The organism is Nocardia sp. CA-119907 (assembly GCF_050955995.1).
GTDB lineage: Bacteria > Actinomycetota > Actinomycetes > Mycobacteriales > Mycobacteriaceae > Nocardia.
On the sequence record NZ_CP192091.1, the window covers coordinates 9,439,811 to 9,459,730 of the forward strand.

Annotated in this window: 19 protein-coding genes; 9 read left to right on the forward strand and 10 right to left on the reverse strand. The window is 66.3% G+C overall.

Annotation, left to right across the window (positions count from 1 at the left end; translation table 11 throughout):
- Nucleotides 1-34 precede the first annotated feature (34 nt).
- Nucleotides 35-424 carry a cupin domain-containing protein gene (locus ACQP2D_RS42380; protein ID WP_433681498.1) on the forward strand — a complete coding sequence of 130 codons (390 nt, stop codon included), beginning with the start codon at nt 35-37 and terminating at the stop codon, nt 422-424.
- A 393-nt stretch (nt 425-817) separates the two neighbouring features.
- Here ACQP2D_RS42380 and ACQP2D_RS42385 read toward each other — a convergent pair whose 3' ends face one another.
- Nucleotides 818-1,225, reverse strand: coding sequence for an SdpI family protein (locus tag ACQP2D_RS42385; protein ID WP_433681499.1), 408 nt, complete (start codon nt 1,223-1,225; stop codon nt 818-820).
- 124 nt (nt 1,226-1,349) lie between these two features.
- Between ACQP2D_RS42385 and leuS the strand changes: the two genes are divergently transcribed.
- Nucleotides 1,350-4,199 carry a leucine--tRNA ligase gene (gene leuS / locus ACQP2D_RS42390; RefSeq protein ID WP_433681500.1) on the forward strand — a complete coding sequence of 950 codons (2,850 nt, stop codon included), beginning with the start codon at nt 1,350-1,352 and terminating at the stop codon, nt 4,197-4,199.
- Between the two features lie 133 nt (nt 4,200-4,332).
- Here leuS and ACQP2D_RS42395 read toward each other — a convergent pair whose 3' ends face one another.
- Both ACQP2D_RS42395 and ACQP2D_RS42400 read right to left on the reverse strand, forming a co-directional pair.
- The gene (locus tag ACQP2D_RS42395) at nt 4,333-5,124 is read right to left on the reverse strand and encodes a polysaccharide deacetylase family protein (protein WP_433681501.1); all 792 of its coding nucleotides are present in this window, start codon (nt 5,122-5,124) and stop codon (nt 4,333-4,335) included.
- A 187-nt stretch (nt 5,125-5,311) separates the two neighbouring features.
- Nucleotides 5,312-6,007 (reverse strand): SDR family oxidoreductase, encoded by a 696-nt coding sequence (locus tag ACQP2D_RS42400; RefSeq protein WP_433681502.1) that lies wholly within the window; start codon nt 6,005-6,007, stop codon nt 5,312-5,314.
- A gap of 253 nt (nt 6,008-6,260) precedes the next feature.
- On the opposite strand from ACQP2D_RS42400, the gene ggh reads away from it, so the two are divergent.
- Nucleotides 6,261-7,598 (forward strand): glucosylglycerate hydrolase, encoded by a 1,338-nt coding sequence (gene ggh, locus ACQP2D_RS42405; RefSeq protein WP_433685939.1) that lies wholly within the window; start codon nt 6,261-6,263, stop codon nt 7,596-7,598.
- Nucleotides 7,599-7,766: 168 nt separating this feature from the next.
- Nucleotides 7,767-8,498 (forward strand): glycoside hydrolase family 25 protein, encoded by a 732-nt coding sequence (locus tag ACQP2D_RS42410; RefSeq protein ID WP_433681503.1) that lies wholly within the window; start codon nt 7,767-7,769, stop codon nt 8,496-8,498.
- A 62-nt stretch (nt 8,499-8,560) separates the two neighbouring features.
- Here the strand turns inward: ACQP2D_RS42410 and ACQP2D_RS42415 are convergent, their stop codons facing one another.
- Nucleotides 8,561-10,630 (reverse strand): PhoX family protein, encoded by a 2,070-nt coding sequence (locus ACQP2D_RS42415; RefSeq protein WP_433681504.1) that lies wholly within the window; start codon nt 10,628-10,630, stop codon nt 8,561-8,563.
- Between the two features lie 195 nt (nt 10,631-10,825).
- On the opposite strand from ACQP2D_RS42415, the gene ACQP2D_RS42420 reads away from it, so the two are divergent.
- Nucleotides 10,826-11,071: a hypothetical protein gene (locus tag ACQP2D_RS42420; protein ID WP_433681505.1), complete on the forward strand. Its 246-nt coding sequence runs from the start codon at nt 10,826-10,828 to the stop codon at nt 11,069-11,071.
- A 63-nt stretch (nt 11,072-11,134) separates the two neighbouring features.
- On the opposite strand, the gene ACQP2D_RS42425 is transcribed toward ACQP2D_RS42420, so the two are convergent.
- Both ACQP2D_RS42425 and ACQP2D_RS42430 read right to left on the reverse strand, forming a co-directional pair.
- Nucleotides 11,135-11,938 carry a hypothetical protein gene (locus ACQP2D_RS42425; RefSeq protein ID WP_433681506.1) on the reverse strand — a complete coding sequence of 268 codons (804 nt, stop codon included), beginning with the start codon at nt 11,936-11,938 and terminating at the stop codon, nt 11,135-11,137.
- 92 nt (nt 11,939-12,030) lie between these two features.
- Nucleotides 12,031-12,573: a lipoprotein LpqH gene (locus tag ACQP2D_RS42430; RefSeq protein ID WP_433681507.1), complete on the reverse strand. Its 543-nt coding sequence runs from the start codon at nt 12,571-12,573 to the stop codon at nt 12,031-12,033.
- A 145-nt stretch (nt 12,574-12,718) separates the two neighbouring features.
- Between ACQP2D_RS42430 and ACQP2D_RS42435 the strand changes: the two genes are divergently transcribed.
- The 4 genes from ACQP2D_RS42435 to ACQP2D_RS42450 are packed head-to-tail and all read left to right on the forward strand — an operon-like array spanning nt 12,719 to nt 17,901.
- Complete coding sequence (locus ACQP2D_RS42435) at nt 12,719-14,062, forward strand: hypothetical protein (protein ID WP_433685940.1); 1,344 nt, start codon at nt 12,719-12,721, stop codon at nt 14,060-14,062.
- Nucleotides 14,062-15,096 carry a hypothetical protein gene (locus tag ACQP2D_RS42440; protein WP_433681508.1) on the forward strand — a complete coding sequence of 345 codons (1,035 nt, stop codon included), beginning with the start codon at nt 14,062-14,064 and terminating at the stop codon, nt 15,094-15,096. Before ACQP2D_RS42435 ends, ACQP2D_RS42440 begins: the two co-directional genes overlap by 1 nt.
- Before the next feature lies 1 nt (nt 15,097).
- A complete protein-coding gene (locus tag ACQP2D_RS42445; protein ID WP_433681509.1) occupies nt 15,098-16,639 on the forward strand; it encodes a tetratricopeptide repeat protein in 1,542 nt (513 codons plus the stop codon).
- Nucleotides 16,636-17,901 (forward strand): CHAT domain-containing protein, encoded by a 1,266-nt coding sequence (locus ACQP2D_RS42450; protein ID WP_433681510.1) that lies wholly within the window; start codon nt 16,636-16,638, stop codon nt 17,899-17,901. Before ACQP2D_RS42445 ends, ACQP2D_RS42450 begins: the two co-directional genes overlap by 4 nt.
- 7 nt (nt 17,902-17,908) lie before the next feature.
- On the opposite strand, the gene ACQP2D_RS42455 is transcribed toward ACQP2D_RS42450, so the two are convergent.
- From ACQP2D_RS42455 to ACQP2D_RS42470, 4 genes are all read right to left on the reverse strand, one after another.
- Nucleotides 17,909-18,157, reverse strand: coding sequence for a type II toxin-antitoxin system RelE family toxin (locus ACQP2D_RS42455; protein ID WP_433681511.1), 249 nt, complete (start codon nt 18,155-18,157; stop codon nt 17,909-17,911).
- The gene (locus ACQP2D_RS42460) at nt 18,154-18,426 is read right to left on the reverse strand and encodes a type II toxin-antitoxin system Phd/YefM family antitoxin (RefSeq protein ID WP_433681512.1); all 273 of its coding nucleotides are present in this window, start codon (nt 18,424-18,426) and stop codon (nt 18,154-18,156) included. The genes ACQP2D_RS42455 and ACQP2D_RS42460 overlap by 4 nt, the downstream gene beginning before the upstream one ends.
- 59 nt (nt 18,427-18,485) lie before the next feature.
- Nucleotides 18,486-19,325 (reverse strand): alpha/beta fold hydrolase, encoded by an 840-nt coding sequence (locus ACQP2D_RS42465; protein WP_433681513.1) that lies wholly within the window; start codon nt 19,323-19,325, stop codon nt 18,486-18,488.
- Nucleotides 19,326-19,427: 102 nt separating this feature from the next.
- Nucleotides 19,428-19,847, reverse strand: coding sequence for a hypothetical protein (locus ACQP2D_RS42470; RefSeq protein WP_433681514.1), 420 nt, complete (start codon nt 19,845-19,847; stop codon nt 19,428-19,430).
- Nucleotides 19,848-19,920: the final 73 nt, after the last annotated feature.

A 19,920-nucleotide genomic window follows, 5' to 3' on the forward strand; every position in this document is an offset into this window, starting at 1 on the left:
GGCTTCCACCTGATCTCGATGGTTCCATGGACTGGTGAGCTGGCGAGATCGGAAACTTCGACCGAACGCGGCACCGGCATACCGGACCGCAAGCCGAGTGCTGTTCCGCTTCCCCCTGGGCCGCCGCCGCACCGTAATCGCCCGCCAAACCGTCATCGAACCCGGCGGCACCAGCGGCTGGCACTACCACGACGGCACCCTCTTGGTCCTCGTCACCCGGGGCACCCTCGACCACCCCGGCCCTGACTGCGTCCCCGTCACCTACCGCCCCGGCCGAATCTTCCGCGAACCCAGCGGCCCCACCCACCCCCACGTAGCCCGCAACCTCGGCCCAACCCCAGTAACCCTGTTCGTCCTCTACCTAACCCCAACCAACAGCCCCCTCTCCCACCACATAACCCCACCAGGCTGCGCCGACAAATAGCTCGAGAATGCGCTCACAGGAAGTCCCGGCACTTCCCTGCATCAGCTCATAGTGATCACCAGTCCAGAACTACACCTCAACGCGGACGGCTCGCTCGCCGTCAGCACGCCCCAGCACTCGCCCTCTCCCCAGCACCTACTGGAGAATGCGCTCATGCAGGGACTTCCCGGCATTTTCCTGCGTGAGTGCATGGTGATCGCCGGTCCAGGAGTGTGCCTCGGGCGTGGAGGCCTGGGCACTCGCACAGTGCTCAGTCAGGAGCTACTCGAGAATGCGGTCATGCAGGGGTCCCGGCGATTGCCTTCGTGAGTGTGTGGTGATCGGTGGTTCGGGATCGGAGGTCGAGTTTGCTCGGATCCTGTTGATCCGCATCGGGCCGAACCCGGGAGCAACCTAGCTGGTTGGTGCGCAGGTGTCGCGTAGGGAGCAGGCGCCGCAGGATGAGCCGCAGCCGCCGATCTCCTGGGCCGGGACGAGGGCCTCGACCGTGCGGGCGGCGGCATTGGCGCCGGCGCCCAGGGTGAACAGGGCGACGGCGGCGGTGAGTGCCGCGACGATTATCGCGGGGAAGCCGCCTGCGGCGAGGGCGACGAGTCCGCCCGCGAACAGCAGTGCGCCCGCGGCCACGGAGGTGGGAGCGGCGACGCGGTTGGCGATGCGGAAGGTGTCATCGTCGTGCAGTGCCGCTTCGGTGTGCACGCCGACGAAGCGGTTGCGGGGAAGACGGCCGGTCAGTCCGAGCACGCCGGTTGCGATGGCCACGAGGGCCAGCACGAACAGGGTGAGAGCGACGACGAACACCCAAGAAGGCTAGCGCACCGCGCCGAGGGGTCGAGCCCGGCCCGATTTTCGGTGCACGAGCCCGGACGTTCTACCCTGATAGACACATTTATGACGGGATCGGCGAGAACAAGAAGGCAGGACCGTGGCGGACACTCGTGCAACCGAAAGCGATGTACCGGAGCACAGGTACAACGCTGGCCTCGCCGGCCGCATCGAGCGCCGGTGGCAGCGGACCTGGGATGAGCGCGGAACCTTCCACGCGCCGAACCCGGTAGGCCCGCTCGAGGGTGCCACTCCGGCGGACAAACTGTTCGTCCAGGACATGTTCCCGTACCCGTCCGGCGCGGGTCTGCATGTCGGCCATCCGCTCGGCTATATCGCCACCGATGTCTTCGCCCGCTATCACCGGATGCACGGACGCAATGTGCTGCACGCGCTCGGCTACGACGCGTTCGGCCTGCCCGCCGAACAGTACGCGGTGCAGACCGGCGCGCATCCGCGCGAGACCACCGAGGCGAATATCGCCACCATGCAACGCCAGCTGGACCGGCTGGGTCTGGGCCATGACCGTCGGCGCTCGTTCGCGACCACCGATCCGGAGTACTACAAGTGGACGCAGTGGATCTTCCTGCGCATCTACAACGCCTGGTACGACGAGGAGCTGGACCGCGCCCGCCCGATCGCCGAACTGGAGGCGCAGTTCGCCTCCGGCGCCCGGCCGACCCCGAACGGTCGGACCTGGAACGATATGCCCGCCGACCAGCGCGCGGCGGTCCTCGACTCGTATCGCCTGGTGTACCAGACCGATTCGGTGGTCAATTGGTGCCCCGGCCTGGGCACGGTGCTGTCCAATGAGGAGGTCACCGCCGACGGCCGCAGCGAGCGCGGCAACTTCCCGGTGTTCCGCAAGCGGCTGTGGCAGTGGATGATGCGCATCACCGCCTACTCCGACCGGCTGGTCGACGATCTGGATCGCCTGGACTGGCCGGAGAACGTCAAGGCCATGCAGCGCAACTGGATCGGCCGATCCCGTGGCGCGCAGGTCAAGTTCACCGCCGACGGTCAGCACATCGAGGTCTTCACCACCCGGCCCGACACCCTGTTCGGTTCCACCTATGTGGTGCTGGCGCCCGAGCACGAGCTGGTCGACCGGCTGACCGCCGCGGAATGGCCCGCCGGCGTCGATCCGCGCTGGACCTTCGAGGACGCCGGAGATCCCGCGGAAGCCGTTGCGGCATACCGCAAGGCGATCGCGGCCAAATCGGATCTGGAACGTCAGGAGAACAAGGAGAAGTCCGGCGTCTTCCTGGGGGCCTACGCGACCAACCCGGTGAACGGCGCCCAGGTGCCGGTCTTCATCGCGGACTATGTGCTGTCCGGATACGGCACCGGTGCGATCATGGCGGTGCCGGGACACGATCAGCGCGACTGGGAATTCGCCTCGGTATTCGGTCTGCCGATCGTGGAAGTCATTTCCGGCGGCGACATTACGACCGCGGCCTACACCGGCGACGGCACGCTGGTGAACTCCGACTACCTCAACGGCCGGTCCGTCGAGGAGGCCAAGGCGACGGTGATCGCCCGGCTGGAGGCCGACGGCCACGGTACGGGCGCCGTCCAGTACAAGCTGCGCGACTGGCTGTTCGCCCGGCAGCGCTACTGGGGCGAGCCGTTCCCGATCGTCTACGACGAGGACGGCGCACCGCACGCGCTGCCGGAATCCATGCTGCCGGTCGAACTTCCGGAACTGGACGACTTCGCGCCGGTGACCTTCGATCCCGAGGACGCCGACTCCGAGCCGTCGCCGCCGCTGGCCAAGGCGACCGACTGGGTGCACGTCGAACTGGATCTGGGTGACGGCCCCAAGCAGTACCGGCGCGACACCAATGTCATGCCGAACTGGGCGGGCAGCTCCTGGTACCAGCTGCGCTACGCCGACCCGACCAATCCGGACGCGTTCTGCGCCAAGGAGAACGAGCAGTACTGGCTCGGCCCGCGCACCGCGGAGCACGGCTCGAACGATCCGGGTGGTGTCGACCTGTACGTCGGCGGTGTCGAACACGCGGTGCTGCACCTGCTGTACGCGCGGTTCTGGCAGAAGGTGCTGTTCGACCTGGGCGATGTGAGCGGTTACGAGCCGTACCGACGCCTGTTCAACCAGGGCTATATCCAGGCACACGCCTACAAGGACGCGCGCGGTGCCTATCTGCCCGCCGCCGAGATCATCGAGCGCGACGGTAAGCACTACTTCCCGGATCCGACCACCGGCATCGAGATCGAGGCGTTCCAGGAGTACGGCAAGATCGGCAAGTCGTTGAAGAACGCCATCTCGCCGGACGAGATGTGCGATACGTACGGCGCCGATACCTTCCGCCTCTACGAGATGTCGATGGGGCCGCTCGACACCTCACGGCCGTGGGCGACCAAGGATGTCGTCGGCGCGCACCGGTTCCTGCAGCGGGTCTGGCGACTGGTGGTGGACGAGGAGTCCGGCGCGACGCGGGTCACCGATGAGAAGCCGTCGGAGCAGACACTGCGCCTGCTGCACAAGACGATCGCCGGGGTCGACGACGATTACGCCGCGCTGCGCGATAACACCGCGGGCGCCAAGCTGATCGAGCTGACCAACCATCTGACCAAGAGCTATCCCACGGGTGCGCCGCGCTCGGTGGTGGAGCCGCTGGTGCTGATGCTGGCCCCGATGGCACCGCATATCGCCGAGGAACTGTGGGAACGGCTGGGACACGAACAATCCCTCGCGCACGGTCCGTTCCCGGTGGCGGATCCGGCGCTGCTGGTCGAGGAGTCGGTGGAGTATCCGATCCAGGTGAACGGCAAGGTGCGCAGCCGCGTTCAGGTGCCCGCCGACGCCGATAACGCGACCATCGAGGCGGCGGCGCTGGCCGATGAGAAGATCGCGGCCGCACTCGGTGGCAGTGCGCCGCGCAAGCTGATCGTGGTGCCGGGGCGGTTGATCAATATCGTCGCCTGAGCCTTATCGACGCTTCGCCCGGGCATCGTGCCCGGGCGAAAGTGTCTCTGAGCGAAGATGTCTCGAAGCGCGGCGGCGCTGTGGGCAAGGCTCTGACCTGCCGGAGCGCCGGTTTCGACGCTCCGGAGAACGGTCAGCGCGGCGGCAGCAGCACGTCGTTGAGGGTCACCATGGACAGATTGCGTTCCTTGATGATGTCCACCAGCTGCCCGTAGACATGGGTAACCGCGGGCGCGTTCGCATGGCCGATAATGATCGTCTGCGGATTGAAATACTTACGCGCGCACTCCACCAGGTACTCCTCGGTGATCACACCGGAGTCCGACAGCGAGCCGTACCACATGGTCGGCACCGTGTAGCCGAGATCCGCCGCCACCTTGTCGACCGTGGCATTGTGGCGGCCGAAGGGTGGACGGTAGTACGGCGTGCCGTCCACGCCGAAGTTGTTCCACAGGTAGGACTTCGCCCGCTCCAGCTGGGAGGAGATGCCCGATGCCGACTGCTTGGTCAGATCGGCGTGGTCCCAGGTGTGGTTGCCGAGCTGGATCTGACCGGAATCGACCAAGGGCCGCAACGCATCTCGGTGAATCGCCCAGGAATCGTAGTACGCGGTCACGAAGAAGGTGAATCGGGCGCCGGTATCCCTGGCGAACTTGATGTAGGCGCCGACCACCTCCGGACTCGCGCCGTCGTCGACGGTGAGCGCCATGCTGGTGCCCGCTCCGGGCAGCGCGGTGATCGTCTGCGCCGGAATCGGCGTCTTCGGTCCGATCGGGGGCGGCGGCAGCAGCGGCGCCGGGGCGGGCAGAATGGGCCCGCTGCCCGCCGAACCACTGTTGAACGGCTCGCCCTCCGCCTTCACACAGCCGGTCAATGCCGCCGCGGTCCCCGTAGCAAGCAGCGTCAGCAGCCGACGTCTATCCACGATCCAAACCCTTTTACTTCACTCGAACAGCACCCGCCGCCCCGTCGACGTAATGCGCAGGTAACAGTCGGCACTGTACCGAGTGAAACTGTCCGCGAGCTGAACCTCGGAACAACAAGTCAACAAAATGACATCAACTTGCCGTCTTATCCGGGGTGCGCACCGGCCGGAATCACGGTGCGCCGAATCAGTAGGGTCGCAGCACGATCTCGGTGGGATGGCCGTCGCGCGGTGTGTCGATGGCGGCACGGACGGTACCCGCGACGGTCTCCGGGCGCAGGAACTCCTCCGCGCGGTATTCGCGGCCCTCGCCCGCGATGATCTCGCGCTGCATATCGGTATCGATGCGGCCCGGATGGATCGAGGTCACCCGTAGCGTCGGCTCCTCCAGCCGCAGCGCGTCACCGAAGGCACGCAGTCCGAACTTGCTGGCCGCGTATGAGGCCCAGCCGGGATTCGCCCGCAAGCCCGCGCCCGAATTGATCAGCACCACATGGCCATTGGCCGCACGCAGGGCGGGCAGCAACAGTCTGGTCAACTCCGCGACCGCTATTACGTTGGCTTCCAAGGTATTTCGCCACTGTCGCACCGACGACTCGGCGATCGAACCGAGGTCGGCCACACCGGCATTGTGTACCAACACATCCAGGCGCTGAATCGGCGAAACGGCCTCGGCCACTGCGGAATAGTCGGTCAACTCGACCGGCCATCCGGTGGCTCCGGGCAGTTCGCCTAATATCGCGCGCAGCGCCTCGGTCGAGCGGGCGCCGAGCAAAAGATCGTGGGTCGGTGCGAGTTCGCGAGCGATCGCGGCGCCGAGCCCGCGGCTGGCGCCGGTGATCAGCGCGGTCGGCTTCGGTGTGCTGGTCACAGCGGTGGTCATGGGGCTCACCGTATCCGGCCGTCTCGGAAACCCAGCGGGGGCGGTAGCAGGACCAGCGCGGGTGGCGATGGACGCATATCGGGAACACAGAGATTCACGGACGGGGCATACCAGAGTGAGATCCGCCGCACACCAGTCGACGATGAACCGATCGCAAACCACTGCCGACTATCTGCCGGTGGCCCGCGACACCCAGCCCGAGACGGACGTCACTGAGCGCGCGTATCTGCGGGTGCCATCGCAGAATAAAGACATGGCACACCCGGGTTTCACCCCAACACAGCTCGCGGCGCGCGCCGCCTATCTGCTACGGGGCAACGACCTGGGCACCATGACCAGTGCCGCGCCCCGACTGTATCCGCACATGTGGAGTTGGGACGCCGCCTTCGTCGCGGTCGGGCTCGCCCCGCTGAGTGTCGAGCGCGCGGTCATCGAACTGGACACCCTGCTCTCGGCGCAGTGGAAGAACGGGATGATCCCGCACATCGTCTTCGCCAATGGCGTGGACGGCTACTTCCCTGGCCCGGCCCGCTGGGAGTGCCGCAGACTGGCCGCCAATGCCCCGGACGGTCCGGACACCTCCGGCATCACCCAGCCGCCGGTGCACGCCATCGCAGTGCAGCGCATCCTGGACCATTCCCGCCGCCACGGCCGCAGCACCCGTGCGGTGGCCGAGGAATTCCTGAACCGGCGCTGGCCGGATCTGGTGCGCTGGCACCGCTGGCTGGCCCATGCCCGCGACCCCAAGGAGAGCGGCCGGATCACGCTGTACCACGGCTGGGAGTCCGGGATGGACAATTCGCCGCGCTGGGACCGGGCCTATGCGAATGTGGTCCCCGGCGACCTGCCGCCGTACCAGCGCGAGGACGTGCTGATCGTCTCCGATCCCTCGCAGCGGCCCAGCGATCGCGAATACGACCGCTATCTGTGGCTGGTCGAGCAGATGCGCCGCGCCGGATACGACGACTATGTGCTCGCGTCGACCATGAGCTTCGCGGTAGAGGACGTCTTCGTCACCGCGATCTTCGCGCTGGCCTGTGAGGTACTGGCCAATATCGGCGAGGAGTACAAGCAGCCCCACGCCGATGTCCGCGACCTGTATTCGTGGGCGGAGCGCTTCCGCGCCGGCGTGGTCGCGACCACCGACGCCCGCACCGGCGCGGCGCGCGACTTCGACGTGCGCCTGCAGCGCTGGATCAATACCGAAACCCTCGCGATGTTCGCCCCGTTGCTGTGCGGCGGCCTGCCCCGTGATACCGAGCGCAGTCTGCTGCGCCTGTTCGAGGGACCACGCTTCTGCGGCCACCCGGACCTGCGCTACGCCCTGCCGCCGTCGACCTCGCCGGTCTCCAAGGACTTCCGTCCGCGCGAATACTGGCGCGGCCCGGTCTGGCCGGTCATGAGCTGGCTGTTCTCCTGGGTCTTCGCCCGCCGCGGCTGGGCCGAGCGCTCCTTCATGCTCCGCGCCGAGGGGCTGCGCCAGGCCAGCGACGGCAGCTTCGCCGAATACTACGAACCCTTCACCGGCGAACCGCTCGGCAGCATGCAGCAGTCCTGGACCGCGGCCTCGGTGCTGGACTGGCTCGGCTGACGCCGGGAACGGTCCGCGGACGGACGCTCGCCCGGCCACGGACGGCGGCAATGGCTTGGCACGCGCGCTGCCGACGTGACGTCGAGCAGCGCTATCTGGTCAATACTGCGCAAATGCCACATTTGTAACACTGGTCACATAGAGCGCTAGTCGCTATCGTCGAATGGCATGGATAGCACTCGTTGGAGATCGACTCGCGCTGCGGCGCTGTCCGCGATCACTTTGGGCAGCATCCTTGCCGCAACTTCGTCCGGAACGGCAGTGGCCGAGCAGACCGGGCCGGATGTGTCGTCATGGCAGCATGTCGACGGGCGGTTCATCGACTGGTTCGCCGTGAGACGGGCGGGACATGATTTCGCCATGGTCAAGGCGACCGAGGGATTGAGCTACATCAATCCGTATTTCGTACCGGACAGCTTGCTGATGCGCGCGGCTGGCGTCGCGCGCGGGACGTATCACTACGCGCGGCCCAATCTGCCGCCCGAGCCGCAGGCGGCGCTGTACGCGACGGTTGTGCTCGGACAGAACGGGCCGCTGGATCTGCCGCCGGTACTCGATCTGGAGAATACGGGCGGGCTGAATCCGGCCGGGCTCATCGACTGGACACATCGGTATCTGAATACCGTGCAAGCGCTGACCGGGCGGGTGCCGATCGTCTACACGTATCCGAATTTCTGGAAGACGGCGATGGCGAATACCAATCAGTTCACCCGGTATCCGCTCTGGATCGCCGACTACCGCGGCAATGAACAACCCGAGGTGCCCGGCGGCTGGCCGACCTGGACCTTCTGGCAGATGACCGATGGCGGCAGCATTCCCGGTATCGCGGGCGGCACCGATGTCAATGTGTACAGCGGCGCCCAAGGCGATTTCGCGCGGTACGCGAATATGCCGAGGTGAACAGCACGAAACCGCTACTCCCTGCAGGTCGAGTAGCGGTTTCGTGTGCCGCGCGGCCTCGGCTAGGTGCCGATCCGGCCGCCACCCTTCTTCCACACCGAAACGACGGCGGGCCGGGGCAGACTATCGCCGCCATCGGGCCAGTGCGAGGCGGGCTTTTCGGCGGTCGCGTCATCGCGCTCGCCCGGGTGCTGGACGCAGACGGTGACCCGATGCTCCGATACCGTCGGACCACAGGTCTCCGCGCCGAACGGGACGGTCAGGAATTGTTTGGTCTCACCGCGATTCGGCCCGTCGAGCACCACCGAGAACAGGCCGTCATTGGCGCCGTTGGCGCGTGAGGCATCGGTGGAGATCCACAGGTTGCCGTAGTCGTCGAAGGCCAGGTTGTCCGGTGCGGCGATCGGGCTGACCTTGCCCTTGTCGAATCCGGCGAAATAGGTGTCGGTGGTCTTCGGATCACCGCACAGCATCAGGATATTCCAGGTGAATTTGGTGCCAGCGTGGTCGTCGTCGATTTCGAGGACCTGTCCGAACTTATTGATATTGCGCGGATTCGCCTCGTCGACGCCGGGCTTGCCCTCCTTGCCGCGCTGCTCGTTATAGGTCAGCGCGACATAGACCTTGCCGGACTTGGGATTCGCCTCGAAGTCCTCGGGACGGTCCATCTTGGTGGCGCCGACCTTATCGGCCGCCAACCGGGTGAATACCGAAACCTGTTCGGCGGTGAAGCCGTCGACCTTCGAGGTCGCCTTGCCGTCTTCGCCGGTGACCAGCAGCGGAATCCATTGGCCGGTACCGGTGAAACCCTTGTCCGATGGCACGGTGCCATTGCCGTCGATCTTGTCCGGGTGGTCGCCGGTGAATTTGGCGACGTAGAGCGTGCCCGCGTCCAGGATCGTCAGATTGTGCCGCATGCTCGCCTGGCCGGTGCCCGCCTGCACCTTTCGCGAGGATACGAATTTGTACATGTAGTCGAAGCGCTCATCGTCGCCCATATACGCGACCACGGTGCCGTCCTTGGCGACGTGAATGGTCGCGGCCTCGTGCTTGAACCGGCCCAGCGCGGTGTGCTTGATCGGCGCGGCGGTGGGATCCCACGGATTCACCTCGACGACCCAGCCGAAGCGGTTGGCCTCGTTGGGTTCCTTGGCCAGATCGAAGCGGGGCTCGTGGATCTCCCACTTGCGCTCCGAGGTATTCGCGAAACCGTAGCGCTTCAGCCCGGCCTTCGCGGCCTCGTCGGTGACCTTGTCCGCGTTCGCGAAGTATTGGTTGATGTTCTCTTCACCGGAAAGCACGGTGCCCCAGGGGGTCACACCGCCGGAGCAGTTGTTCAGGGTGCCCAGCACCTTGGCGCCGGTCGGGTCGGCGGACGTCTTCAGGAACGCGCTGCCCGCCGCGGGACCGGTGACGGTGAACTCGGTAGTGCCGGTGATGCGTCGGTTGTACTTGCCGAATTCCGGTGTCAGCTTTCCGGTTTCGGATTCACCCTTGACCTGGACCACCGAGAGTCCGTGCGCGGCAAGCGCGGTCTGGTAGTGCTCCAGTGACGGGTTCGCCTTGTCGTAGCCCTTGAACATCTGCGGCTCGGTGGTGTACTCGTGATTCACCACCAGCAGATAGGTGTTCGCCTGGCCTTCGATGGGCAGCAGCGCCGCGAAGTCGTTGTTGAAGCCGAACTGCTTGCTTTGCGCGGCCGCGGTTTGCCTATCCGGGTCGAATTTCGGCGCGTCCGCGAAAAGCGGGTCGCCCCAGCGGATCACGACATTGTGCTCGTAACCCTTCGGAATGACCAGCGCGTCATCGGAATTCGCCGCGACCGGCTCGAAGTTGGTGCCCACCGGCACGCCGTCGACCAGCGAGCCGCCCGCCACCAACTCGACCTTATCGTCGTCACCGCAGGCCGCGAGCACACCGGCCGCGCCGACCGCGACCACCACCCCCGCGCTGCCTTTGAGTAGACCGCGCCGGGACAGGGCCGCGCGCACCACATCGCCGAAGTATTCGTTGTCCGAGGTGTTGGGTGCCTCGTGGAAGCAGGCGTTACCGCACTTGTACTGGCAGGTGATGGCCGACCGCTTCGGCTGGCCGTCCCTCTTCACGAACAAGGCGAGGGGCTTGGGGGTCACGATGTACTCCTGACTAGTGCCGACGGCCCGCACGCTAAGCCTCTCAGGCAATCCACAGGAAACGCTGAGATGAACGTCCGACCAATTAGGTCACCCTCAATTTCCGACCGATCACATAGCGCTACGCGGGCCTCGTTGCGCTTCCGGCCCGAGGATCGATAACTTGGAAGTAGGTATCAAGTCAGGAGCAGTGCGATGACTCGGTCCGCAGGAAAAATCCATCTCAGCCCAGAAGCGCTCGACTATCTCGATTCGATTCTCGCGGGGGCGATGGACGAGGCACGCCTCGTGCTGATCGACCACGACGATTTATCCATAGAGGGTGACGGCGGCTGCAACAGGTGTACCCATCCCACCTGCGTCGGCTTCATTGCGGGCGGCGGCGCGATGTGCAAGCGTCCGACCTGCCACCACAGTTTCTTCAGCCATCGGATCTTCTAGGGTTGTGCACAAACGAACATTGCCCCCGTTCCAGATGAACGAGGGCAACATTTGCCGCGCGGGCTAGGCATTGACTTGCAGGGCGATCACGACCTCTTGTTCGTTCTCCGGCAGATAGTGCACCTGGAGTATGCGGCCGACCTGGACTTGACCGACGCTGGCGGGCGGCAGAAATTTCTCCACACCGGTCGTAAAAGTCGTTCCGTCCGGGCGGGTTACGACGAGCCCGAGCTCGATTTTGGAGTGCCCGTTGCGAATTTCGCCGGGAACCGACAGCGACTGCACGACGGCCTGAGCGGTGATACCGCGCTCGGCGATATCGAGTTTGGCCTTGGTGGTGAAGCCCTTTCGGATCATGGACTCGTTCATGGCGTGCTGCGCCGCCGACATATCGCCGGAACGGTCGACCTCGACCTTATCGGTGCGATCGGGGAGATAGCGCACCGGCAGGACGACGCCGGGTTGCAGCAGGGCGAGTTCGGTGAGCGGCACGATCATCTTGGCGTACGAGTCGAAGATCTTGCCGTCGACGCCCTCGACGCTGAAGTCGATGCGGATCTGCGGCTGGTCATTGACGGTCAGACCGGTCTGCCGGAAGGACTTGACGGTGCCGATGCCGACTAGACCGTCGCGGAAGGCCGAGCTGTTGGTGCCGGTGAAGGCCGCCATGATGCCCTCGCCGGTGAAGGCGAAGACCATCGGGACGATGGTGATGGCGATGATCGGCAGTGCCATCTGCGGTCCGACCCAGGCCAGGGTGCCGTCGTCGAAGGGGCCCGAGCTGGTGTAGGTGAGGCCGTGCCAGAGGTAGTAGCCGATCGACAGGGCGAGGAAGGCGAGGGCGAGCGAGCGGGCGATGTTCTTCATGGTATTCCCTTGTGCGTGAACGGGTTCGGGTCGTTTGGCCCGCTCACACCCCATAGTCGGGGGCGTGAGCGGGCCGCGGGTGTTCGTCCGGATCAGCCGCCGACCACGGTCGAGCAGGCGAAGGTGATGTCGAATTTCGAGGTCTTCGGCCCCGCGGTCGGATTGGTGAGGTCGGGCGCGCCGACGCCCTCGCCGGTGACCTTGTAGGTATTGCCGTCCTTGACGACCTTGGCCGAACCGCCGGGCATGCCATTGCCGAAGCCCAGGGCGTAGGGCAGGCCATTGCTGCCGCCCTTGCTGCCCGCGACCGCGACGGCCTGGACGTTATCGGTGCCGGTGATGGAGGCGCTGACGCTCAGCGTGCCGTAGGTGGCGTTATTGGTGTCGCTGAGCGCGAGGGCGATGGTGTCGCCCTGCTTGGCGCAGGTGGTCTCGAACTTGCCGTCGAGCGCCTTGCCGTCGACCGCGGCGACGGACTTGCCCGGTGCCGGGGCCGGGGCGGCCGAGGTGACCGGCTTGGCCGAGGTGGGCGACGAGCTGCTGGAGTTATCGCTGCACCCGGTGACGAACAGGGCGAGAGCGGCGGCAGCGGCGGTGAGGGCGGCGGCGGAGATGCGGACCGACTTGGTGTTCATGACTTGTTCCTTTGCTTCGTTCGGTCCCGGTGTTGGGCCGATACGAGAAAGGTAGAAATCGAACGCGTCCTACCGATCCCAGGTTTTTCGGAGTCTGAAACGGACAAACTTCCGTTAACCTGGTCGAATGCGACGGCCGCGCGCGATGGTGCTGGACGAGGTTTGGCGCCGACTGGACGGCGTCGAACCGCTCAGTGGACCCCATGGCGGGCCGCTGCGGCGGACCGTGAAACTCATTCTGGATCCGCTGGTGATCCGTCCGGTTCAGCATCCGACGTGTGCGGGCCCGATCCTCACCGCCGACGGCGCGACCCTGCTCGCCACCCGGATACACGCCGCCGCCGATGTGCTCCGCGCGACGGCCGCCTGGTTCTCCCTGCTCAAACAGGTCCGGCGGGCGCTGCGGATCACCGAGGGCAATCCACAGGACCTGTACTTCCAGCGGTCATTCGAACTCGCCACCACCTCGGGCATGCCGGATCCGCACCGCGACCGGGCCACCGCCGAGGCAACGCTGCGCGACGTGCACGAATTCGCGGCGGGACGCACCACGCAGGCGCTCAAGGAGCACCTCACCGCGGGTGCGCGGATCACCGAACTCACGGTGTTGATCGATATCGCGTGGCGACGCCGTCCGGTGGGCGGGCCGACCGGCGATCATGCCGAAATATTCACGGCACTGCTCGACGCGTGCGCGGCGGCCCGCGTCGGCGGGCAGGCCGACGGGCAGCCGACATTCGATCAACTGGTCGAAACCCATGCCGGAACACACGGCGGAATTCGGCTCTGGAACCACACATCCGCGCCGACGGCACACCAACTGGGTCTCACTGCGCACTCGCTGCCGCAGTCACCCACGCTCGGTGCCTCGGCCTCGAAGGCCAGTCTGGGGCTGCCGTTCGATCGCAGCATCTATGAGCGCGTATTCACCGTGCTGCAGGCGTCGAGTGAGCGAGCCGAACTTCCGCCCATTCCGGAACTGGTGACCACCGAAATCGCCCGAAGCTGTGCGCCATGGGCACTTTTGGACGAATCACTGCGGGTCGCGGCGACGGCCGGAGCCGCGCTCGCACTCGGGTTACGGCCGATCGCCGCGCGTGTGAGCACCAATGGCGCGATCCCGGCCGTGGCGGAGGCGGCCGAAACGGCGGCGCATCGGCTGATCAATGGCCGCTGGCAGCGCGAAGCGTATGTATTGCAGGCCCGGCGGCTCGCGGTGCGCACCGATATCGACCTACTCGATGGCCCGCTGGCCGCCATTGCCGCCGAACTGCGCACACCGTGGCGGCCGTATCTGCGGCGACTGTGGGTCCGGCTGCACGGCCGCGATGTCCGCGAGGTCGGCCTCTACGAGCCGGACGAGCTGTGGGATCTGCTCGATGGCGTGGCCCGCTCGGTAATGCTGGACCACAGGATGCGGGTCAAACAGGCGCTGAGTGCGAATTCCCTGGTCACCGAGCCGGATTCGACGGAATCGAGGGCGAGCTGATGAGCGCGACCGTGCGGATCGGACGGACCGCGGACGGCATCTGGACCGTCGTGCCCGAGGGCGCGCCGACCGTACTCGATGCCGCGGCGGCGATCGATGCCATGGCGTTGGAGGTGGTCGGCGGTCATCTGTCCTGGAGTCTGCTTGCCGGACAGATGATTCCGGCCGCCGTCATCGACGATCTCGACCTGGCACACGACTGGCTATGGGCGGTGTACGGCGAACAGATCGCCGTGGCCATCGCCGATACCGGATTCACCGATGGAGCCGAATTCACACCCGAACCCGCGGTGCCCGAACTCGTGACCGCCGCCTGGCGACTCGGGTTCGCTCATTGGGCCACACGCTGGTGGCCCGCATCGACGATCGACGGCATCACCCCGCTCGACGACCGACTGCTCGACCAAGAGATCACCGCATTGCGCGCGGAGTGCGAACTGCTCCTCGATGACGAGACCGCACCGGACGACGAGACTGTGGATATCACCGTAATCGACGAAGTATCCACTCGCGCAGCGGATTACGCGCTGGCCGCCGGTGGCGGGGCGGACCGTCCCGCCGGAGCACTGTCGCTGGGGCGCGGTACCGGTGGCTGGGATTGGCGGCGGTGCCCGCCGGGGCTCATCGATGCGTCCGAGCGGGCAGTGTCCTGGGAGTCGATCTGGAATTCCGGGACCACGACGGTCCGCGTTACCGCCGTCGCCGCACCCCAATTGGGTTCGGCGGCACCGGCACATCTGCGCCCACGTGCGTTCATCACCACGCCCGTCGGTACCGCGGAGGCCGAGCTGAACCTGATCGGCGATCTCTGGACCGGCGCGGCGACCACCTCGTCGGATTCCGTCTCGGCGGTGGATGTCTACGTGCCCGGCGTCGGGGCGATTCCGGATCCGGAGCTGGGCGGCCCGGAAATGCGTCGGCGGATCCGCGAACTCGCGGCGACGCGGTTGCGTCGGGCCACCGGTTCCGATGATGCGGTCGACGCGCCACTGTTGGCCGAGATCGCCGCCGCCGCATCGGATTCGGATTTCTGATATGTCCGATGACGACGGCCGCGCGCGACTGGCCGAAGGGGCGGCCGCTTACCAGCGCGGCGATGTCGGCGAGGCCAGGCGGCTGTTCGAGGAAATAGCTCGGACCAGCACGGACGGCCTGCGGATCAGCGCGCTGGTCAATGCCGCGAGCATGTGCGATGAACTCGGCGATCATGCCGCGGCGATCGTGATGTTCCGCGCGGCGCTCACGGAGATGCCCGACGACGCGATCGAAAAGCGGACCGCCGCACTGATCAATCTCTCCCAGGCGCTCCAGCACGTCGGCGATCTCGACGGTGCACAGCAGGCGCTGGAACAGGCGCGGGCGCTGCTCACCGAACACAATGACGAGAGCATGCAGCGCGTGGCCTGTCTGCTGTCACTGACCGCCGTGGCGTTCCATCGCCAGAATTGGGCCTACGCCATCGAACTCGCCACCGAATCACTGGACGCCGCGGTCCGTTTCGCACCGCATCTGGCCGGACATCCGCTCTCGACACTCGGCGGGATCTATTTCGAGACCGGACGGCGCGAACTGGCCATCGACTTCATGCGCCAGGCGCTCGCGGCATTCGGCGCGGCGGGTGACCGCAATGCCGTCGCCGAGACGGAACAGAATCTGGCTGTCATGTACGTCAGGTTGGACCGGTTCGGCGAGGCCGAACAACCGCTGCGGTCCAGCCAGGAGTATTTCGAGCGGGCCGGACTCGGCTACCGGGCCGGTATCGGCCTGAAGACCATGGGCTTTCTCGCCGAGAGGCGCGATGACATCGACGCGGCGGCGCTGCGCTACGACAGCAGCCTGCGCTACTTCCTCGAATCGGGCGCGGTGCTCGATGCCGCCGATGTGCGCGTGCGCCTGGCCACGGTGGCCTACGCGACCGGCCGCTACGACGAGGGCGCAGAGCTCATCGCCGAGGCGTTCGCCGCCTATGCCGAGCGCGGTCTCGGATTGCATTGCGCCCAAATCGATTTCTGGCATGCAGCGCTGCTGGAGTCGGTCATCGAGGCCGCCGAAACGCCGGATGGCGCGCTGGTGGCGCGGGCGATCGAACTCGCGGTTCCGTCGGCGCTGGCCATCGATGCCGTGCGGCACACGCTGCCCAATGGCAATCAGCGCGAGCAGTGGAACCGTCAGATCGCCGATCCGGCGGTGCGGCTGGCATTCCGGTTCGCCTATCTGTCCGGCAATGGTCCGCTGATCGTGGATCTCATCGAAACACAGTGCGCGGGTACGACATTGGATATCGCCAGATCAACGGCCGGTGCGCCGCCCCGGTTGCCCCTCGAATTATTCGATCCGCCAGCGGTTTCGGTCGAGGAGACGCCGAGTGTGCAGGTCGGGACCGGACCGCAGAGTGGGTCGGCACCGCAGCTCGGCACGGCACTGGCCGAGGTCGCGGCCAGTGCCGGACTTCCGGTCGCGCCGCCGCCGCGGGTGGCCGTAGCACCGGATGGCCATATCGCATTGGCCGCCTATATCGATGCCGCCGAGCGACGCTACGGACAGCGGGTGCGCGACAGCCGGGTATTGCCCGCATGACCGCACCGGAACAACCGACCGTCATCGTGCGAATGGCGGACGCGGGCGATCTGTACATGTCCTGGCGCTGGCTCGGAAACGTCTATGACCAGGGCGCGAGTATGCTGCCCGGTACCGCGGTCGACGAGGCCGTCGCACAGTTGGCGGCGGCGCTGCCCAACCCCGCGGAACCGGGCGGACTCGAGCGCGCCATGACCACGGGCGCTTTCGCGTCATATGACTCGGAATATCTCGTCGCGCAGGCGCTTTCCCGCGCACTGCTGCCCTATGGTCTGGGCGCGCAACTGTACGACCTGCATGTGCGCGGAATACGCCCGCATATTCGGTTGCAGCCCTCGCCCCGAGTGGCCCAGATCCCCTGGGAGATCATCGCTCCCGATCCGGATCTGCGCCTGGTGGATATCGCCGATATCAGCTTGCTCGCCCCGGCCAGCATTGTGCACGGCCCGGACCGGACGGCACGCACTTGGTCCGCGACGCGACAATTGCCGGTGGTTGCGGTCCTCGACCCGCGCGTCCCCGGCTTCCGCGCCGACTCGGCGCTCGGGTCCGTGCTCGGGCGGATGGATCCCGAAGCGCCACTGGCCCAACGTGTCGCCGAATACCGAGCACAGGGCAGGCTGGTGCCCGCGGTCGACGATCCGATCGAAGTATTCCGGCGCACCGATATCGATCGGAGCTGGTTGGGCGAGGCGCTGCGCGGCGGCGCCAGCCGCCTCACCTATGTGGGACACGTGACCGCGGCAGCCCCCGAATCCGGCCAGAGCGAGGCCTCCGAACTGCATCTGGCCTGCGCTGCCGAGGCCATCGGCTTCGCCACCCCCATTCGGGCGCACCGCCCGCTCTCGGCCAAGGACCTGCTTCTCGGCACCCATACCCTCGCCACGGAACCCACTGCCGGACCACAACTCTGGCCCATCCCCAGCCGGGTCGCGCTGATCGCCTGCGAGAGCGGCGGCGATATGCGCTTCAGCGAGGCCCTCGGCCTGGTCGCCGCCATGATCAACGGTGGCGCCGAACTGGTCACCGCCAGCCGCTGGCCCCTCCCCACCGACCTCGCCTTCCAACGCCTGGCCGGAGCGCCCCCCGAAGCCCACCCCCTACAAGACGCCATCTGCGCCATCGACACCGCCCACGAACACCCCGACCCCATAACCACCCTCGCCACCTGGCAACGCACCCGCCTCACCACCTGGCGCACCCAACGCACCATCGAACACTCCCCCCTCCTCTGGTCCGCCTTCGCCACCGTCCAAACGTGACCAGCGGCTAGCGGTAGGCGTCCGAGCGCTTCGCGACGGTGAAGACGGTCACCACCCGCTCGGTATCGTCGATCCCGTACACGATGCGGTACTGTCCGATACGAATGCGCCAGTCCTGGTTTCCGACAAGCTTTTTCGCGCCGGTGGGTCGCGGTTCCTGACTCAGCCCGACAATGGCGTGCAATGCGACCTCGAATACCTCGCGAGGAAGCTTCTGCAGTTGTTTCAGAACATCCGGATGGAATTCGACTCTCACGAGGCCAGCACCGTTGCCGGGTCCACACCCAGAGCATCGAGCATCTCCGACATCGTCATCGTCTCGTACGACTCACTACGCAGCTGACGCAGTCGCAGTGCGTCCACGAGATCGGCGTGTTCGTGCAGCCGCTCGTAATCGGCCATCGAGATGATGACCGCGACTTCACTGCCGCTGTCGGTAATGATCGCCTCTTCACCGGTCGCGGCGACCCCGCGCACAATCGCCCCGAGTTGCATCCGAAGGTCTCGCAGGCTGTGTGTACTCATGTTCAACATGTTACACATTCGGCGCGATCGGCGAGCTGGACGGGTAGCGGTAATTGGACCTAGGAGCGGTGAGTGAGGAGGTGTTGCATCAGTAGGCGGGTCAGGGATTCGGGGGCTTCTTCGGGGATCCAGTGGGAGAGGTCCTCGAGCATTTCGAAGCGGTAGGGGGCGGTTACCTGGTTGGCGGTGGTCAGGGCGGCGGTGGAGCCGATGGCGGTGTCTTCGGTGCTCCAGACGTAGAGGGTGGGGACGGTGATCGGGGCGGTCGGACCGGCGAGCGGGAGGGCTCGGTACCAGTTCAGGGCGCCGGTGAGGGCGTCGGGGCGGGTGAGGCGGTGGATGTAGTCGTCGATGCGCTCCTGCGGGATTTTCCAGTCGAAGATCTTGCGCAGGGCGGCGGCGTCATCGGCGAGTAGGGCGCGTTCGGGGGTGCGGGGCTGGCGGAAGTAGGAGAAGTGCTGGGCGCGCTGGGCCTGATCCTCGTCCTCGGCCATGGCCTGCAGGAAGGCGGTGGGGTGTGGGTGCGATACGGCGGTCAGGGTGCGGATTCGTGCCGGCAACGCGGCCGCAACCGCCCAGGCGACATGCGCGCCCAAGTCGTGGCCGACGAGATCGAAACGCTGCCAGCCCAATTGGTCGGCCATGGCGACGACATCGCCGATCAACTCTTGCAAGTGATAGTCGGCAACCTTGTCGGGCCGCACGCCGGCCGAATAACCGCGCTGATCGGGTGCCACGACATGGCAGCCCCCGCCGCCGAGCGCGGTGAGCTGGAACTCCCATGCGATGGCCGCCTCCGGAAAGCCGTGCAGCAGCATGACTTCGCGGCCACCGGGTGCGCCGCTGGTCAACGCGTCGAAGGTGCCGAACTCGGTGGGTATCGTGGTTGCCTCGAGCACGGGCTCGACTCTAGAGGGCGGTACCGACCACAAACGCCGAACGCGGCATCGGCGCTGGTGCCGATGCCGCGTTTCGCGGAGTTGGTCGGTTGGTTCCAAGATTCAGCGGGCCTGGCGTATGCCGAGGTACTGCAGGGCGGCGAAGCCGCCGACGGTGGCCGCCTGCATGACGGTCCAGATCGAGCCGACCAGGTTCAGTTCGAGGACGCCTTCGACCAGAGCGGCGAGACTGACCACGACCCAGGCGGCATTCGCGGCGGCGACGACAGCCTCGGCCTTGGTACTGATGCTCTTGGCCATGCCGACGAGGGCGACGCCGATGCCGTAGAGGGTCAAGAAGATGCCGATCGGGATGCCGATCTCCCGGTCGAGGCCGAGCAGCGATTCCAGTGGGCCCGAAAGCGCCAGGTAGGCAAGGCCGTTGACGCCGGTGATGACGGCATCCAGACGCAGCGCGACGCGCAGCAGGTTCTGGCCGGGGGCGAGCAGGGTGGACACGTAGGTGGGGGCGGTGGTGGTCATGGCTGTATTTCCTTCTGGGGTAACGATTTCGGATGATCGGGGGCCGCGGCCACCGGTAGACCCGATGGCAGCG

What these genes read in the sequence shown, in the direction of transcription:
- ACQP2D_RS42425 (WP_433681506.1), bottom strand. Translation starts at nt 11,938, where the DNA reads ATGAAGAACATCGCCCGCTCGCTCGCCCTCGCCTTCCTCGCCCTGTCG.
- ACQP2D_RS42435 (WP_433685940.1), top strand. Translation starts at nt 12,719, where the DNA reads ATGGTGCTGGACGAGGTTTGGCGCCGACTGGACGGCGTCGAACCGCTC.
- ACQP2D_RS42410 (WP_433681503.1), top strand. Translation starts at nt 7,767, where the DNA reads ATGGATAGCACTCGTTGGAGATCGACTCGCGCTGCGGCGCTGTCCGCG.
- ACQP2D_RS42420 (WP_433681505.1), top strand. Translation starts at nt 10,826, where the DNA reads ATGACTCGGTCCGCAGGAAAAATCCATCTCAGCCCAGAAGCGCTCGAC.
- ggh (WP_433685939.1), top strand. Translation starts at nt 6,261, where the DNA reads ATGGCACACCCGGGTTTCACCCCAACACAGCTCGCGGCGCGCGCCGCC.
- ACQP2D_RS42445 (WP_433681509.1), top strand. Translation starts at nt 15,098, where the DNA reads ATGTCCGATGACGACGGCCGCGCGCGACTGGCCGAAGGGGCGGCCGCT.
- ACQP2D_RS42450 (WP_433681510.1), top strand. Translation starts at nt 16,636, where the DNA reads ATGACCGCACCGGAACAACCGACCGTCATCGTGCGAATGGCGGACGCG.
- ACQP2D_RS42460 (WP_433681512.1), bottom strand. Translation starts at nt 18,426, where the DNA reads ATGAGTACACACAGCCTGCGAGACCTTCGGATGCAACTCGGGGCGATT.
- ACQP2D_RS42470 (WP_433681514.1), bottom strand. Translation starts at nt 19,847, where the DNA reads ATGACCACCACCGCCCCCACCTACGTGTCCACCCTGCTCGCCCCCGGC.
- ACQP2D_RS42400 (WP_433681502.1), bottom strand. Translation starts at nt 6,007, where the DNA reads ATGACCACCGCTGTGACCAGCACACCGAAGCCGACCGCGCTGATCACC.
- ACQP2D_RS42430 (WP_433681507.1), bottom strand. Translation starts at nt 12,573, where the DNA reads ATGAACACCAAGTCGGTCCGCATCTCCGCCGCCGCCCTCACCGCCGCT.
- ACQP2D_RS42440 (WP_433681508.1), top strand. Translation starts at nt 14,062, where the DNA reads ATGAGCGCGACCGTGCGGATCGGACGGACCGCGGACGGCATCTGGACC.